The 16,631-nt window shown below is 37.1% G+C and carries 9 protein-coding genes and 1 pseudogene (1 of these 10 cut by a window edge); 2 read left to right on the top strand and 8 right to left on the bottom strand.

What is annotated here, in order from left to right; all coding sequences use genetic code 11:
• Positions 1–141: 141 nt before the first annotated feature.
• The 4 genes from A6J68_RS02150 to pbp1b all read right to left on the bottom strand — a co-directional run bounded on the left by A6J68_RS02150 (position 142) and on the right by pbp1b (position 10,784).
• On the bottom strand, positions 142–507 hold the full coding sequence (locus A6J68_RS02150) for a DUF1033 family protein (RefSeq protein ID WP_000285373.1): 366 nt from the start codon (positions 505–507) through the stop codon (positions 142–144).
• Positions 508–620: 113 nt separating this feature from the next.
• Complete coding sequence (gene rpoC, locus A6J68_RS02145; protein WP_000228729.1) at positions 621–4,271, bottom strand: DNA-directed RNA polymerase subunit beta'; 3,651 nt, start codon at positions 4,269–4,271, stop codon at positions 621–623.
• Between the two features lie 116 nt (positions 4,272–4,387).
• The gene (gene rpoB / locus A6J68_RS02140; protein ID WP_000907191.1) at positions 4,388–7,963 is read right to left on the bottom strand and encodes a DNA-directed RNA polymerase subunit beta; all 3,576 of its coding nucleotides are present in this window, start codon (positions 7,961–7,963) and stop codon (positions 4,388–4,390) included.
• Between the two features lie 523 nt (positions 7,964–8,486).
• On the bottom strand, positions 8,487–10,784 hold the full coding sequence (pbp1b, locus tag A6J68_RS02135) for a penicillin-binding protein PBP1B (RefSeq protein ID WP_000472388.1): 2,298 nt from the start codon (positions 10,782–10,784) through the stop codon (positions 8,487–8,489).
• A 110-nt stretch (positions 10,785–10,894) separates the two neighbouring features.
• On the opposite strand from pbp1b, the gene tyrS reads away from it, so the two are divergent.
• Both tyrS and A6J68_RS02125 read left to right on the top strand, forming a co-directional pair.
• The gene (gene tyrS / locus A6J68_RS02130; protein WP_001019853.1) at positions 10,895–12,154 is read left to right on the top strand and encodes a tyrosine--tRNA ligase; all 1,260 of its coding nucleotides are present in this window, start codon (positions 10,895–10,897) and stop codon (positions 12,152–12,154) included.
• 577 nt (positions 12,155–12,731) lie between these two features.
• Positions 12,732–13,762: pseudogene (locus A6J68_RS02125) on the top strand (DNA/RNA non-specific endonuclease).
• A gap of 210 nt (positions 13,763–13,972) precedes the next feature.
• Here the strand turns inward: A6J68_RS02125 and A6J68_RS02120 are convergent.
• From A6J68_RS02120 to ispE, 4 genes are all read right to left on the bottom strand, one after another.
• Positions 13,973–14,785, bottom strand: a complete 813-nt coding sequence (locus A6J68_RS02120) for a metal ABC transporter permease (protein ID WP_000923268.1) — start codon at positions 14,783–14,785, stop codon at positions 13,973–13,975.
• Positions 14,775–15,485, bottom strand: coding sequence for a metal ABC transporter ATP-binding protein (locus tag A6J68_RS02115; protein ID WP_001269501.1), 711 nt, complete (start codon positions 15,483–15,485; stop codon positions 14,775–14,777). The genes A6J68_RS02120 and A6J68_RS02115 overlap by 11 nt, the downstream gene beginning before the upstream one ends.
• Before the next feature lie 2 nt (positions 15,486–15,487).
• Positions 15,488–15,931, bottom strand: a complete 444-nt coding sequence (locus tag A6J68_RS02110) for a zinc-dependent MarR family transcriptional regulator (RefSeq protein ID WP_000217076.1) — start codon at positions 15,929–15,931, stop codon at positions 15,488–15,490.
• 86 nt (positions 15,932–16,017) lie between these two features.
• Positions 16,018–16,631: the 3' portion of a 4-(cytidine 5'-diphospho)-2-C-methyl-D-erythritol kinase gene (gene ispE, locus A6J68_RS02105; RefSeq protein WP_000688169.1), read on the bottom strand. 238 nt of this gene lie beyond the right edge of the window; the window shows 614 of its 852 coding nt (coding positions 239–852); its start codon lies off the right edge, out of view; the stop codon is at positions 16,018–16,020.

Below are 16,631 nucleotides of genomic sequence, written 5' to 3'. Positions count from 1 at the left end.
TAAAATAAAAAAATCTCACCAATTGGTGAGATTTTTTCAATGATTTCTTGAGGGGTAGTAACATAAATATTATGAAGCAGAGGCTGAACAAACCTATTATATCCCCATAAAAACTATCTAACTTTTTTAAACTACTTTTAATTACAAATTTAAAGAACATGCCGATGGCAACTCAGCTATCTTATTAAATACTTCAAATCGCTCAATAGATTCTTCCTTAGGAATTTCTTGCCATTCTTTCAATAACATTAAGGAATGATACTGTTGGAGGTACTCATCACATTCTTCACACCAACGTTTTTCTTTTATACTCCAAAACGTTGCCAACAAACTAGACTTACTTTGAAAATAAGGCCACTTTTCCTGTCCCCTATCCCACTCCTCTTGAAAATAGAGCAAAGCTTCTGATAAGGTATCATACTCAGCAATTTCAGTAATATCTTCCTCCCAACCTTCAATAAACCACCATGGTTCCCAATCACCAAACATTTTTACAACTTGATACATAATACACTTCCTTTAGAGAGTATTATATAAAAAATAAGAATAAAATAAAAAATATCTGCTCATTCCAAATTCTTGTAAAAAAAGAACCTGAGTTAAACTCAAGTTCTTTTTGATTAATCTTCTGTTGTAGGTGTTGATACTTCCGTAACTTCTGCATCAACAGGAGTTCCTTCAATAATCTCAACTTCATTAACAGCAAGTGGTTCAATATTACGGTAACGAGCCATACCAGTACCCGCTGGAATGATTTTACCGATAATAACATTTTCTTTAAGACCAAGTAAGTGATCTTTCTTACCACGAATAGCAGCATCTGTAAGAACACGTGTTGTTTCTTGGAAGGATGCAGCTGATAAGAATGAATTAGTTTCAAGGGAAGCCTTAGTAATACCCATAAGGACAGGACGGCTTGTCGCAGGGATTCCACCAGAAATAACAATATCTTTGTTAGCATCTGTAAAGTCTGAAATATCCATAAGTGTACCTGGAAGAAGATCTGTATCTCCTGGATCCATGACACGAACTTTACGGAGCATTTGACGAACCATTACCTCAACGTGTTTATCTCCGATTTCTACCCCTTGGCTACGGTAAACTTTTTGTACTTCAGCAAGTAGGTACGTTTCAACAGATAAAGTATCACGAACTTCAAGAAGACGTTTTGGTTGGATAGATCCTTCAGTTAAGGCCGCACCACGAGCTACTTCATCACCAACTTCAACTTTCATACGTGCTGTAAATGGAACAACGTATTCTCCCTCACCTGTCTGACCTTTAACGAATACTTTCTTAGTACGTGTTGAAGAGTCTTCTTCAATTGCAACGACTTCACCCTTAACTTCAGTAATGACTGCCTCACCTTTAGGGTTACGTGCTTCAAAGATTTCTTGGATACGTGGAAGACCTTGTGTAATATCAGTATTTGAAGCAACACCACCGGTATGGAAGGTACGCATTGTAAGCTGTGTCCCTGGTTCACCGATAGATTGAGCTGCAATAGTACCAACTGCTTCACCAACCTCAACAGCATCACCTGTTGCCAAGTTAATACCGTAACAGTGACGACAAACACCATGGCGAGTGTTACATGTAAATACTGATCGGATAGTTACTTCCTCAACGCCCGCTTTAACAACTTTAGCAGCCATATCTTCAGTAATTAAGGTATCCGCACCAACGAGAATTTCACCTGTCTCAGGATGTTTGATTGACTTCTTAGTATAACGTCCTATCAAACGCTCTTCAAGTGTCTCAGTAACCTCTTTACCATCTGTAATTGCTGTGATTGTCAAACCGCGGTCTGTTCCACAGTCATCTTCACGAATAATAACATCTTGGGCAACGTCAACCAAACGACGAGTAAGGTAACCTGAGTCGGCTGTCTTAAGGGCCGTATCAGTCATACCTTTACGCGCACCGTGAGTTGAGAAGAACATTTCCAAAACACTAAGACCTTCACGGAAGTTTGATAAGATTGGCAATTCCATGATACGTCCGTTAGGAGCAGCCATCAAACCACGCATACCGGCAAGTTGTGAGAAGTTTGAGATGTTACCACGAGCTCCTGAGTCCATCATCATAACGATAGGGTTCTTTGGATCTTGTGTCTCAATAAGACGTTTTTCAAGTGCTTCTTTAGCTTCACGCCATGTTGTTGTAACAGCAACATAACGATCTTCTTCAGTCATCAAACCTCGACGGAAGGCTTTATTGATATCTTCAACTCTGTGGTGAGCTGCATCAATAATCTCAGCTTTATTGTCAATAACTGGGATATCAGCAATACCCACAGTTAAACCAGCAAGTGTTGAATGATAATATCCAAGGTCCTTCAAACGGTCAAGGAAAGCAGAAGTTTCTGTTGTACGGAAACGTTTGAAAGTTTCTGCGATAATATTACCAAGATTTTTCTTCTTAAAGGGAATATTAATCTCTAAGTTATCAATAACTGCTTGAATATCCTGACCTGGCTCTAAGAAGTATTTATCTGGAGTTTTTTCTGTCAAGTTTGCATTATTAGGTTCAATTAAGTACGGTAAATCTTCAGGCATGATATCGTTGAAGAGAATCTTACCAACTGTTGTAACCATGATTTTATGTTTTTGCTCTTCTGTCCAAGGCTTATTCGGCATTGAATCAACAGCGATACCAACACGTGTATGTAAATGAACATAACCATTTTGATATGCCATAACTGCTTCGTCATGATCTTTGAAAATCATGCCTTCACCTTCACGACCAGCATCTTCCATAGTCAGGTAGTAATTTCCTAAAACCATGTCCTGAGATGGTGTTACGACTGGCTTACCATCTTTAGGGTTAAGGATGTGCTCTGCAGCAAGCATCAAAAGACGAGCTTCTGCTTGGGCTTCTTCAGACAATGGAACGTGGATGGCCATTTGGTCTCCATCAAAGTCAGCATTGTAGGCCTCACATACAAGTGGATGAAGACGAAGCGCCTTACCATCAATAAGGACAGGTTCAAACGCTTGGATACCTAATCTGTGAAGAGTAGGTGCACGGTTTAGAAGTACTGGGTGCTCTTTAATAACTTCTTCTAAGATGTCCCAAATACGCTCGTCCCCACGTTCAACCATACGTTTAGCTGCTTTAACGTTCCCTGCGAGGTCACGAGCAACGATTTCACGCATTACAAAAGGTTTGAAGAGCTCAATAGCCATTTCACGTGGTACACCACATTGGTACATTTTAAGTGTTGGACCAACAGCAATAACGGAACGTCCAGAGAAGTCAACACGTTTACCAAGCAAGTTTTGGCGGAAACGACCTTGTTTACCTTTAAGCATATGGCTTAATGATTTCAAAGGACGACTACCTGGTCCGGTAATTGGACGACCACGACGACCATTGTCGATAAGCGCATCAACAGCTTCTTGTAACATACGTTTTTCATTTTGAACGATGATGCCAGGAGCATTTAATTCCAACAAACGTGCCAAACGATTGTTACGGTTAATAACACGGCGGTAAAGGTCATTCAAGTCTGATGCCGCAAAACGACCACCATCTAATTGAACCATCGGACGAAGATCCGGTGGGATAACCGGTAAAATGTTAAGAACCATCCATTCTGGTTTATTTCCAGATTTTTTAAAGGCATCTAACACATCCAGACGACGAACTGCTTTCACACGTTTTTGACCTGTCGCTGATTTCAACTCCTCTTTAAGAACTGCGATTTCTGCATCTAAATCAACGCGTTTAAGAAGATCTTGAATGGCTTCAGCACCCATTTTAGCAACAAACGAACCGTAACCGTACTCTTGAAGTTTTTCACGGTATTCACGCTCAGTAAGGAGTGACTTCGGTTCTAATGGTGTGTCCATTGGATCGATAACAACATAAGCCGCAAAATAAATAACTTCTTCAAGTGCACGAGGACTCATATCCAATGTGAGTCCCATACGCGATGGGATACCTTTGAAATACCAGATATGAGATACTGGTGCTTTTAACTCGATATGTCCCATACGTTCGCGACGAACTTTTGCACGAGTTACTTCAACGCCACAACGGTCACAAATGATTCCTTTGTAACGAATACGTTTGTATTTTCCACACGCACATTCCCAATCTTTTGTTGGACCAAAAATAACTTCATCAAAAAGTCCTTCACGTTCTGGTTTCAATGTGCGGTAGTTGATTGTTTCAGGTTTTTTAACTTCACCATAAGACCATGAACGGACCTTACTTGGTGATGCTAATGTGATTTGCATACTTTTAAAACGATTTACGTCAACCACTAGTTTTACCTTTCTTCGATTTATCATCATACTAGCCCAGCTAGGATTTCAATAAATCCTAGGACTAGCATTGCATATCAATTCTATATTCGCTTCTAGTTATAAACTAGATAAATTTAATCTTCTTGAACGACTTCAGATACTTGTTCAGCTTGTTTTTCTTCAGCTTCTTGTTTCACACGCGCTTTTTCAAGGTCATCAACGTGCATCACATCATCATCTTCACCTTCATCAAGATCACGGAGTTCAACTTCGTTGTCATCTTCATCAAGGACACGCATATCAAGACCAAGTGATTGCAATTCTTTTACAAGAACACGGAATGATTCTGGAACACCTGGTTTTGGAATTGGCTTACCTTTTGTGATAGCTTCATAAGCTTTAAGACGTCCTGTAACATCATCAGATTTGTATGTTAAAATTTCTTGAAGAACATTTGAAGCTCCATAAGCTTCAAGCGCCCAAACCTCCATCTCACCAAAACGTTGTCCACCAAATTGAGCTTTACCTCCAAGTGGTTGTTGAGTAACAAGTGAGTATGGTCCTACTGAACGGGCATGAAGTTTATCATCAACCATGTGGTGAAGTTTGATCATGTACATGACACCAACCGACACACGGTTATCGAATGGTTCACCAGTACGACCATCATAAAGAACAGTCTTAGCATCTGAATCCATACCTGCTTCTTGAACAGTTTCCCAAAGGTCTTCTGAAGAAGCCCCATCAAAGACTGGTGTTGCAATATGAATACCTAAATTACGAGCAGCCATACCTAAATGAAGCTCCATAACTTGTCCGATATTCATACGTGATGGCACCCCAAGTGGGTTCAACATGATATCAACTGGCGTTCCATCTGGTAAATAAGGCATATCTTCAACAGGAACAATACGTGAGACGACACCTTTGTTTCCGTGACGACCGGCCATCTTATCACCGACTTTGATTTTACGTTTTTGAGCGATATAAACGCGGACAAGCATATTAACACCTGATTGCAATTCATCACCATTTGCACGAGTAAAGATTTTAACGTCACGAACTACTCCATCGCCACCGTGAGGTACACGTAGTGAAGTATCACGAACTTCACGTGATTTATCACCAAAAATGGCATGCAAGAGACGTTCTTCAGCAGATAAGTCCTTTTCACCCTTAGGCGTTACCTTACCAACAAGAATGTCACCTTCTTTTACCTCAGCACCAATGCGGATAATTCCCATTTCATCGAGATCACGTAGTGAATCTTCACCAACATTTGGAATTTCACGAGTAATTTCTTCAGGCCCAAGCTTTGTATCACGCGTTTCAGATTCGAATTCTTCCAAGTGAACAGATGTATAGACGTCTTCTTTCACAAGGCGCTCACTCATGATAACGGCATCCTCGAAGTTATAACCTTCCCAAGTCATATAAGCAACAACTGGGTTTTGTCCAAGAGCCATTTCACCATTTTCCATAGATGGTCCGTCGGCGATAAAATCACCTTTTTCAACGAGATCACCAACTTTAACTAAGGTACGTTGGTTATAAGCAGTACCTGAGTTTGAACGGCGGAATTTTTGAACATGATAAACATCAAGAGAACCATCTTCGCGACGCACTTCAACTTTTTCAGCATCTGAAAAAATAACACGACCGTCATGTTTAGCAATCACAGCTGCACCTGAATCGTGGGCTGCTTGATACTCCATACCAGTACCAACATATGGTGCTTTTGGATCAATCAATGGCACAGCCTGACGTTGCATGTTGGCACCCATCAAGGCACGGTTAGAGTCATCATTTTCCAAGAAAGGAATACATGCTGTTGCGACAGCAACTACTTGCTTAGGTGACACGTCAACAAAGTCAACAATGCTTGAAGGAAACTCTTGGTTATTACCTTGATGACGACCCATAACGATTTCTTCTGCAAATGTACCGTCTTCGTTAAGCTTAGAGTTGGCTTGTGCAACTGTAAATTCATCTTCTTCATCAGCAGTCAACCAAACAATTTCGTTCGTTACCGCACCAGTAGAACGATCTACTTTACGATATGGTGTTTGAATAAATCCATATTTATTGAGGTGTCCAAATGAAGATAAGTTATTAATCAAACCAATGTTTGGACCTTCAGGTGTTTCAATTGGACACATGCGCCCATAGTGGGTATAGTGCACGTCACGAACTTCATATCCAGCACGGTCACGTGTCAAACCACCAGGTCCTAAGGCAGAGAGACGGCGTTTGTGCGACAATTCTGATAGAGGGTTGTGTTGGTCCATGAATTGTGACAGCTGTGATGAACCAAAGAATTCTTTAACAGCGGCAGTCACTGGACGAATGTTAATGATTTGTTGAGGTGTCAAGACTTCATTGTCTTGTACAGACATACGTTCGCGGACATTGCGTTCCATACGAGCAAGTCCGATACGGAATTGGTTCGCAAGTAATTCACCAACTGCACGAATACGACGGTTACCTAAATGGTCAATGTCATCTACCTTACCGATACCCTCTGCAAGGTTTAAGAAGTATGACATCTCTGCTAAAATATCTGCAGGAGTTAAGGCACGAACTTTATCTTCAGGATTTGAGTTTCCAACAATAGTAACAACACGGTCTGGATCAGTTGGAGCAACAACTTTGAATTTTTGAAGAATAACTGGTTCAGTAACTACAGCATAATCATTTGGTGTGTAGACAAACTTGTTTAAGTCTCCATCGATATGCTCTGCAATTGAATCAATGACATCTCGTGTCATAACGGTTCCAGCTTCAACAAGAATCTCTCCTGTTTCACCATCAACTAAATTTTCAGCGATTGTTTGGTTCAATAGGCGTGTTTTAAGATTCAGTTTTTTATTAATCTTATAACGACCAACAGCCGCTAAGTCATAACGACGTGGATCAAAGAAACGTGCAACTAAAAGACTACGTGAGCTGTCTGCAGTTTTTGGTTCACCTGGACGAAGACGTTCATAGATTTCTTTAAGTGCTTCATCTGTACGAGAATCACTTGGATTTTTATGAATGTCTTTTTCAATAGTATTGCGAACAAGTTCACTGTCACCAAAGATGTCAACAATTTCATCGTCTCCAGAGAAACCAAGTGCACGGACTAGTGTTGTAAATGGAATTTTACGTGTGCGGTCGATACGTGTATAAGCAATATCTTTTGCGTCTGTCTCAAGTTCCAACCAAGCTCCACGGTTAGGGATAACAGTTGACCCATAACCAACTTTTCCATTTTTATCTACCTTATCATTAAAGTAAACACCAGGAGAACGGACTAATTGTGAAACAATGATACGTTCACCACCATTGATGATGAAAGTACCCATTTCAGTCATAATTGGAAAATCACCAAAGAAAACTTCTTGAGTTTTAATTTCACCAGTTTCTTTATTAACTAAACGGAAAGTAACAAAAATAGGTGCTGAGTAGCTAGCATCATGGATACGAGCTTCTTCCAAAGTATATTTAGGTTCTTTTAATTCATAACCAACAAATTCAAGATCCATAGTATCTGTAAAGTTTGAAATTGGAAGTACATCCTCAAATACTTCTTTCAAGCCAGCATCAAGAAAATCTTGGAATGAATCAGTTTGAATTTCAATTAAGTTTGGTAAATCAAGAACTTCCTTAATTCTTGAAAAGCTACGACGTGTACGGTGTTTTCCGTACTGAACTTCATGTCCTGCCAAGTTTTTAGCTCCTTTTTAAAGATAGAGTGACTAAGTTTTTATCTCATAAAACTTAGTGAGTTTATTTCATTTGCTCGCCTAACAAGAACAAGCTTATAGATGTCGTTTGTGGTAATTTTCAGAAAGTTTAAATATATATTACAATAACCTTTTTTCTTAAAATTAGGCACAAAAAGAGCAGCTAAATCTCACTTTATCAAGTTGATTTAACTGCTGTATATCTAGGTCGGACAATATTTCAACCTAAACAGACGACAAATAGTTACGTACATTATAACTTATTTTCACCAATAAATCAAGTTTTATTCTCTTGACTTCAAGGAAGCTTCTAGAATTTCAATTTGTTCATCAACACCCTTGAGTTTTAGCATAACACGATGATTTTTAAACATAGCATACTGGTGTTTTTCTAATTCTTTGAAAGAAGACTATACAAGAATTAAATCATATTATCTTGGAAAAAATAAAAGGAGAACAGATCACTCTATTCTCCTCAAATAAAACTATCAGTATCGTAAACCTGTTATCGTTTTCCACCCAAAGTAGACCAAGCTTTTTGATAATCACTATCAGTTCCCCCAATAGCAAAACGATAGGTCATCGTTCCAGGTCCATTTTTTGCCCAATAACTTGTTGTGCTTTCACCTCCAACAGTGATTCGACGACCGTTTACTGTTACTACACCTGGCTGTAAACCTGTAGACTTAAGAACTTTAGCTTTTATAACGCTATCATCAAGTCTAAACCTTTCTGACTTACCAAAAGTATTGCCATCTGCATTATTAATAGCATTAACCAAGTGAGCCATATAATTAGCATTATTATTGTAACCTGTCAATTTCGCTAAAGAGGCATTATTATCATGTCCTGCCCATCCACCTAAAGTCACTTTAGGTGTAGAAAGCATCAACCAAACATCAGAAGTTGAGTTAGTAGTACCCGTTTTTCCAATCCAATCTACCCCAGCTAAACCACTATTTAAACCTTGTAAGCGATTTTTAAAGGTTGTAGTCTTTCCGGAGTTAATTGGTCCATGTAATAGCTGCTGTAAGATAGTAGCTGTTGCTTTCGAAAAGACACGGACAGGTTTACTTTCGTGATTATAAATCACTTTCCCATTACTATCCTCTATACTTTCTATCATATACTGCTTATGATAAACACCACCATTTGCAATCATTTGATAAAGGTTTGTTTGCTGAGCAACTGACGTATCAATACCACCACCAAGTGGTAAACTTTCTATACCAAAGTTTTCAATTGGATAGTCTAATTTCTCCATATAGTTTTTTACATCAACGCCTCGATCTCGTAGCATCTTGTAAGTCCAGAAAGCTGGAATGTTCCAAGAAATGTCCAATGACTCTTGAAGGTTAACCATAGCAGTACCTTCTTCATCCGCATGCATAATCTTTTCGCCACTTGAATATGTCGTTGGATAATTTGAAAGAACACTACCACTTCCTAACATCCCTTGATCAATAGCAATTCCGTAAGGTAATATCGGTTTAATACTTGACCCTGGAGAGCGTGCCGTATCAAAAGCATGGTTATTTTGATTCTCACTATAGTTACGACCACCAATAAATCCTATAATAGCACCACTAGAATTGTCCGTTAGTACATTTCCCATTTGAACCTTGCCAGTACCATCATCTAACAACCCTCCGTATTGAGCTGCAGCATCCTGCATGGCTTGATAAACAGATTTATTGATAGTAGTTTTAATAGTATACCCTCCCTGTTGAATCTCTTCAATAGCGCGGTGTCTGTACGTCGCTCTAGTCTCATCATTTTTTAAATCATGCTCTGAAACATTATCCTTTTTAATGAGGTAATTGTACATCACTTTTTGAGCTTCAGATAATGCCGAGTAGTAAAGATAATCATGATGATTTGTTGTCGCCACTGCAGGTTTGATAAAATCTTTTTTGATGTCATAATCTTTGTAGGATTTGTACTCATCTTTGGTTAAAGCTCTCGTTCTATACATATTGTATAACACATTTTTTTGGCGCTTTATACCAAAACTAAGATCTTTATCTGATTTCAACTGGGCATCTGCAGTATAAGGAGAATATACAATAGGACTTTGCGGTAAACCTGCAAGGAAAGCTGCCTGAGGAATTGTTAAATCTTTTGCGGAAACTCCAAAAATCCCTTGTGCTGCTTCTTCAATACCTGCAATATTCTGTCCTTTGTTATTGCGACCAAACGGTGATACATTTAAATAATCTGATAAAATCGAATCCTTATCCATGTAACGCTCTAATGCTAGAGCATAAATAATTTCTTTTGATTTGCGTTTAAATGACGGATCATCTCCCAAAATTTGCTGCTTTAATAATTGTTGTGTCAGCGTTGAACCACCGCTACTCTCTCCAAACCCCAGAACAGATCCCGCTGCAGCACGTAGTACGGCTTTGGGAACTACACCTTTATGGTCATTGAAATTTTCGTCCTCTGTTGCAATGATAGCCTTTTTAATATTATCAGATATAGCATCCTTTGCCACTGGTGTACGTTGTAAATCAGTGGCAATCTCTGAAATTTGTGATTTATCAGAATAAGTTAACCTAGACACCCTAGTAAGTGTATTAACTTGTGTCACTAAACTATTTTTACTTGGTACTTTAACAGAGTCAACTTGACTAGCAAGATACCCTACTGCAAGTCCTACTCCGAGCATAACAAATAGTAAAATAATAACATAGATGAAATCTGATAAAAGCTTTACAATTCTTAAAAAAATAGAACCAAATTCAAGTGGTGTGTAATCACCTAATTTAGAACTATTCAACTTCTTATTACCTTTAAACATGAATAATACCTCATCCTACATTATATCAGATTTAATATAACTTGCATATCCTAAAGAGTTTTGATATAGTTGACATTAATACACAACAAGTTAATAATTAGGAGAAAAAGATGAATATTTTTGATGAACTCAAAGAACGTGGACTCGTTTTTCAGACAACTGACGAAGATGCTTTACGCAAAGCTCTTGAAGAAGGTTCTGTCTCTTACTATACTGGCTACGATCCTACGGCTGACAGCCTTCATCTTGGACATTTAGTTGCTATTTTAACCTCTCGTCGCTTACAACTTGCTGGTCACAAGCCTTATGCACTTGTGGGAGGCGCAACTGGACTTATTGGGGACCCTTCATTTAAAGATGTTGAGCGCAGTTTACAAACAAAGAAAACTGTAGTTAGTTGGGGTAATAAAATCCGCGGTCAATTATCTAATTTTCTAGAGTTTGAAACAGGTGATAACAAAGCTGTATTGGTAAATAATTATGATTGGTTCAGCAATATTAGTTTCATTGATTTCTTACGAGATGTTGGTAAATATTTTACTGTCAATTATATGATGAGTAAAGAATCTGTTAAAAAACGTATCGAAACAGGGATTTCCTATACTGAATTTGCTTATCAAATTATGCAAGGATATGACTTTTACGAATTAAATAAGAACTATAATGTCACTTTGCAAATTGGTGGTTCTGACCAATGGGGCAACATGACTGCTGGAACCGAACTTATTAGACGAAAATCAAATGGTGTATCTCATGTTATGACTGTTCCATTGATAACAGATTCTACAGGAAAAAAATTCGGAAAATCTGAAGGAAATGCTGTTTGGCTTGATGCTGACAAAACCTCTCCTTATGAAATGTACCAATTTTGGCTCAATGTTATGGATGCTGATGCCGTTCGCTTCCTTAAGATTTTTACATTCCTAAGCCTTAAAGAAATAGAAGATATACGTATTCAATTCGAGGAAGCACCTCACCAACGCTTAGCACAAAAAACACTAGCACGTGAAGTTGTAACTCTTGTTCATGGTGAAAAAGCTTATAAGGAGGCCGTTAATATCACGGAACAGCTATTTGCTGGCAATATAAAAGGATTGTCTGTTAAAGAGCTCAAACAAGGTTTACGTGGAGTACCAAATTATCACGTTCAGACGGAAGATAACCTCAATATCATAGACCTTCTAGTCACTTCAGGAGTTGTCAATTCTAAACGTCAAGCTCGAGAAGATGTCTCCAATGGAGCTATTTATATCAATGGAGATCGTATTCAAGATTTAGAATATACTATCTCAGAAAATGATAAGCTTGAAAATGAAATTACAGTCATTCGTCGTGGAAAGAAAAAATACTTTGTATTAAACTTTAAATAGACTTGAAGTGTAATCGATACTCTGATAATAATATTTCAAGACAATAAAAAGTGTAGTCAATTGACTACACTTTTTATTAATGAACAACATTCCTGAAGAGACAACTTTTAAATTATAGTTATTATACATGACTACCTTATTTTTATTAAGAAATAACACCAAACAAACAGCTTAGAATTTTTACCATAGAGTAAATAGTTATCGAAAAAATATACATATCTAATACCCACAATTTTTTCATAAAAACAACAAATATCGTCTGTCTAACACCAACGAATTTATTCTAACCTTTACATGTTATAAATCAAGAAAATATGATTAGAATACCTTAACTTTGTAATCAAAATCAGCTAAAGAAATAATCCATTAAAAAATCTAATAAAATAACAAATCATATAAAAATTATTATGTAATAACAGTATATCTATAACATTTAACTTTAATAACTATCTAGTTAAATAACATAATCTCCAAAAAAATTAACTAGTTATGTTTTTTTATTACTTTTTCCCAATAAAATGATAAAATTATACTTGTGAAAGGCCTTCACAAATATCATTTAGAAGGGTTTAGGTTTATGAAATTATCTAAACAATTATACAAATCACTCCCACTATTAACTGTCGTACTATGCGTTGGGGCATTACAACAGAATGTTGAAGCTAAGGCTAAACATTATAAGACGACATCCCATGTTGAGACACAGTATGTAAGTACTTCTTCAAAAAAATCTTACCGTTTACTCATAATAAGCAAATCAAGGTAGGTTCATTAGATAACTTAGAAAGAGCAACATATTCTCACATACAATTAAGGGATGCAGATGAGCCTAAGATAAAAAGAGAAAGACTGACGTATAATCCAACCGGTTGGCACAACTACAAATTTACTACTGAAAAGGGTAAAACAACTTGGCTTATAGACCGAGGTCACCTCGTTGGTTATCAATTTTCAGGAATGAACAATGTTCCTGAGAACCTAGTTACTATGACCAAATATCTAAATACAGGATTTAGCGAAAATAATCCTGATGGTATGTTATACTACGAAAATAGATTAGATAGTTGGTTGGCAAATCATAAAAATTTCTAGCTTGATTACAAAGTGACTCCAATATACGAAGGAAATAATTTAGTACCTAGCCGAGTTGAACTTCAGTATGTTGGAATTGATAAACAAGGAAAACTTCTAGAAATCAAATTAGGCGGCGGCAAAGAACAAGTTGATGAATACGGCGTCACAACTGTTACATTAGAAAATACGTCTCCACTCGCAAAAATTGATTACAAAACTGGTATGCTAATCAAAGAAGATGGGAAACAGGCAGAAGAAGGTGAAGATCCAAATAGCGATGCTGATGAAAACGAAGCAGCTATTGAAGGTGCATCTGATATAGAAGAAAATGCTAACACTAATACTTCTGAATCAGATACAAATAATGTAGCTCCCAAAAATAGAATCGTCTACGTTGCAAATAAGGGTCGTTCAAATACTTATTGGTATAGTTTAGAAAACATAAAAAATGCAAATACCGCTAATATCGTTCAAATGACTGAACAAGAAGCGTTAAATCAACACAAATATCACAGCACTACTGAAGCACAATAATTACAATTTACTGCCGGCAAAATTGCCGGTAGTATTTTTTATCCTAAAACGCAAAAATAGATTCACATTGCCCCTTCTATCAACTTAAGCCAGAAAACTTAGTAGATACCTCATCGAGATAATTTCTCAACTGATCCCTCATAAAATATATTCGAAAAAAACAGGGAGATAAATAAAAAATCTATCCTAGAATAAGATAGATTTTTTTATTTAACGTTTGCGAAGCAAGCCTACTAAGCTAACTAATAGGAAAATGCCAATAAAAATCATCGTTATTGTTGCACTAGCAGGTGTCTCCCAATAATAAGAAAGGAAAATACCAGCTACCATTCCCACAAATCCAATTAACATCCCAAGAAAAATAACAGTTTTAAAATTTCGACCTAACCGCATAGCAATACTAGCTGGTAAAACCATAATAGTTGACACCAATAGAGCACCTGCGGCAGGAATTGTTAACGCAATAGCAATACCTGTAACAACATTGAACAAAATAGACATTGTACGCACAGGCAATCCATCTACAAAAGCTGTATCCTCATCAAACATTAATATATACATTGGTCTAATAAATAGGATGGTTAAAATAAAAGTGATTAATGCAATAACAAACAAAGCAATCACTTGTTCCTTCCCAATAGTGATAATAGAACCAAATAAATACTGTTCAAGACTGACATTACCAACATTATGAGCTTTACTCATAACGATTAAAGATATAGCCAACCCCATCGACATCAGGATAGCAGTTGATATTTCCATATAATGTTTGTATACAGTACGCAAATACTCTAATACAACTGCCGCCAAAGTAACAACGAAAATAGTTGACCACGTAGGCGAGATACCTAAAACAACGCCTAATGCAACACCGGCTAAGGAAACGTGGCTCAAAGTATCACTCATCAAACTCTGACGACGTAAAATTAGGAAGATGCCTAAAATTGGAGCAAAAATACTAATAGCCACAACTGCTAAGAGCGCTCGTTGCATAAAATCATAGGAAAGCATATCAAGTAGCATCTGATTCAACCTCCATTTCGTTTGTATGGACATTGAAACAACGCCATGGTAAAGATTGGTTCCTAACAAGATGAATATTTCGGTCAGCATACCCCTTTACTTCATCAGGATCGTGAGTAATCATCAAAACAGACTTACCATGCTTATGAGCATTATGATGCATTAACTCATAAAATTTCTCAGTAGTCCCTGCGTCCATACCAGTTGTTGGCTCATCCAATACAAAAATATCTGGATCAGAAGCAAACATCCTAGCAATGACAGCCCTCTGCTTTTGACCGCCAGATAAACTTCCTATCTTTTTATGGCGATTATCCCACATACCAACAGCTTCTAAACTAACCCTAATATGTTCTTCATCATGTTTAGTCAGTCTTCTAAACCAACCATTTCTAGGGTATCGTCCAGATTTCACAAATTCATAAACTGACGATGGAAAGCCAGCGTTAAAACTTGCAATCTGTTGAGGTAAATAGGCAATACGTAATTTTTTTCCTTCTTTGTTTTCTTTAGAGATATTAACTGTACCCACTTTGGGCGTTAAAATACCTAAAGTAGCCTTTATTAAAGTTGATTTAGCAGCCCCATTTTCACCTGTTAAGGTAACAAACTCCCCACTGTCTAAATGGTAATTAACCCCTTCCAGCACAGGATCGCTATCATACTGAAAAGTAAGACCACTAACTGTAATATATCGCATGATTACCCTTCTAATTCTCTAGAGAAAAGATCAAGAAAACGTTCTAAAACGACCTTTTCGTCCTTTGAAAAATGATTTACTAATCTTCCGTAAACCCCTAACGTATTGTCATGATGATGTGTGTGTTCATCTGCAATGGGTTTAGCAAGTTCAGATAACTCAAAATAAGTAATACGAGCATCTTTAGAATCTTTATTCGCTTTCAACATATCCTGAGAAATTAAACTTTTTACTGCTTTAGTTACAGCTGCCTGACTAATATTTAACTTCTTAGCTAAATCAGAATTTGTCAACTGCTCTTGTGATAAAAGCATCAGAATGTGTTCTTGCGTATTAGTCAATTTTACATCACTTTGACAAGTACCAAACAATAATTCATGTTGATTTTCTGCCTTAAGCAAGATTTGACTCACTAAATGGTCTAATTTTTGTTCTAAAACTGTCATATATACCTCTTTTTTTGTTAACCAGTAAATTATATCACGAAGATATAGAAGAATCAATCATAGATAGGTGAAGAAGATAAAACCTTTTATCTCAACAACCTAACTTTATAAACTTCTTTGCAAAAACCTTTCATACTATTAAAAACACGATCAGCTTTTTTCTCTGTAGAACACATTGAAAAAACAGTTGGTCCACTTCCTGTCATTAATGCAACATCGGCTCCAGAATTTAACATACGTTCTTTTATTGTACTTATAACTGGATTTTTAGTAATTGTAATATCCTCGAGTGAATTTCCCATAGATTTGACCATTAACTGATAATCTGATGACAAAATAGCAGACTTTAATAAATCAATATCAACTCTGCTTATAGACTTACAATCAATATCTCTAAAAATGGATTTAGTTGAAATACCAAAATCCGGCTTAACCAGAACTATCCAACATGGTCTCAATGTCGGTAAGGGTTTAACAATTTCACCTTTACCTAATACTAACGAACATCCCCCACCAAGGCAATAAGGAACATCACTACCAATTTTAAAACCAATAGCAACCATTTCGTCATGGCCCATTTGAAGATTCCATAATCGATTAAGAGCTCTTATTGTAGCAGCAGCATCAGTAGACCCCCCCCCCAGTCCTGCACAGATAGGAATGGATTTTTCTAATCTAATATGAACACCTTTATTAATAC

Origin of the sequence: Streptococcus sp. 'group B', assembly GCF_002073795.1 — a bacterium.
Classification (GTDB): domain Bacteria; phylum Bacillota; class Bacilli; order Lactobacillales; family Streptococcaceae; genus Streptococcus; species Streptococcus agalactiae.
The sequence above is the reverse complement of the archived record's forward strand: the minus strand, read 5'-3'. Positions and strand labels throughout refer to the sequence as shown.

Coding starts and splice junctions, on each gene's coding strand:
- A6J68_RS02120 (WP_000923268.1), bottom strand. CDS start 14,785: ATGCTACTTGATATGCTTTCCTATGATTTTATGCAACGAGCGCTCTTA.
- A6J68_RS02110 (WP_000217076.1), bottom strand. CDS start 15,931: ATGACAGTTTTAGAACAAAAATTAGACCATTTAGTGAGTCAAATCTTG.
- pbp1b (WP_000472388.1), bottom strand. CDS start 10,784: ATGTTTAAAGGTAATAAGAAGTTGAATAGTTCTAAATTAGGTGATTAC.
- A6J68_RS02150 (WP_000285373.1), bottom strand. CDS start 507: ATGTATCAAGTTGTAAAAATGTTTGGTGATTGGGAACCATGGTGGTTT.
- tyrS (WP_001019853.1), top strand. CDS start 10,895: ATGAATATTTTTGATGAACTCAAAGAACGTGGACTCGTTTTTCAGACA.
- A6J68_RS02115 (WP_001269501.1), bottom strand. CDS start 15,485: ATGCGATATATTACAGTTAGTGGTCTTACTTTTCAGTATGATAGCGAT.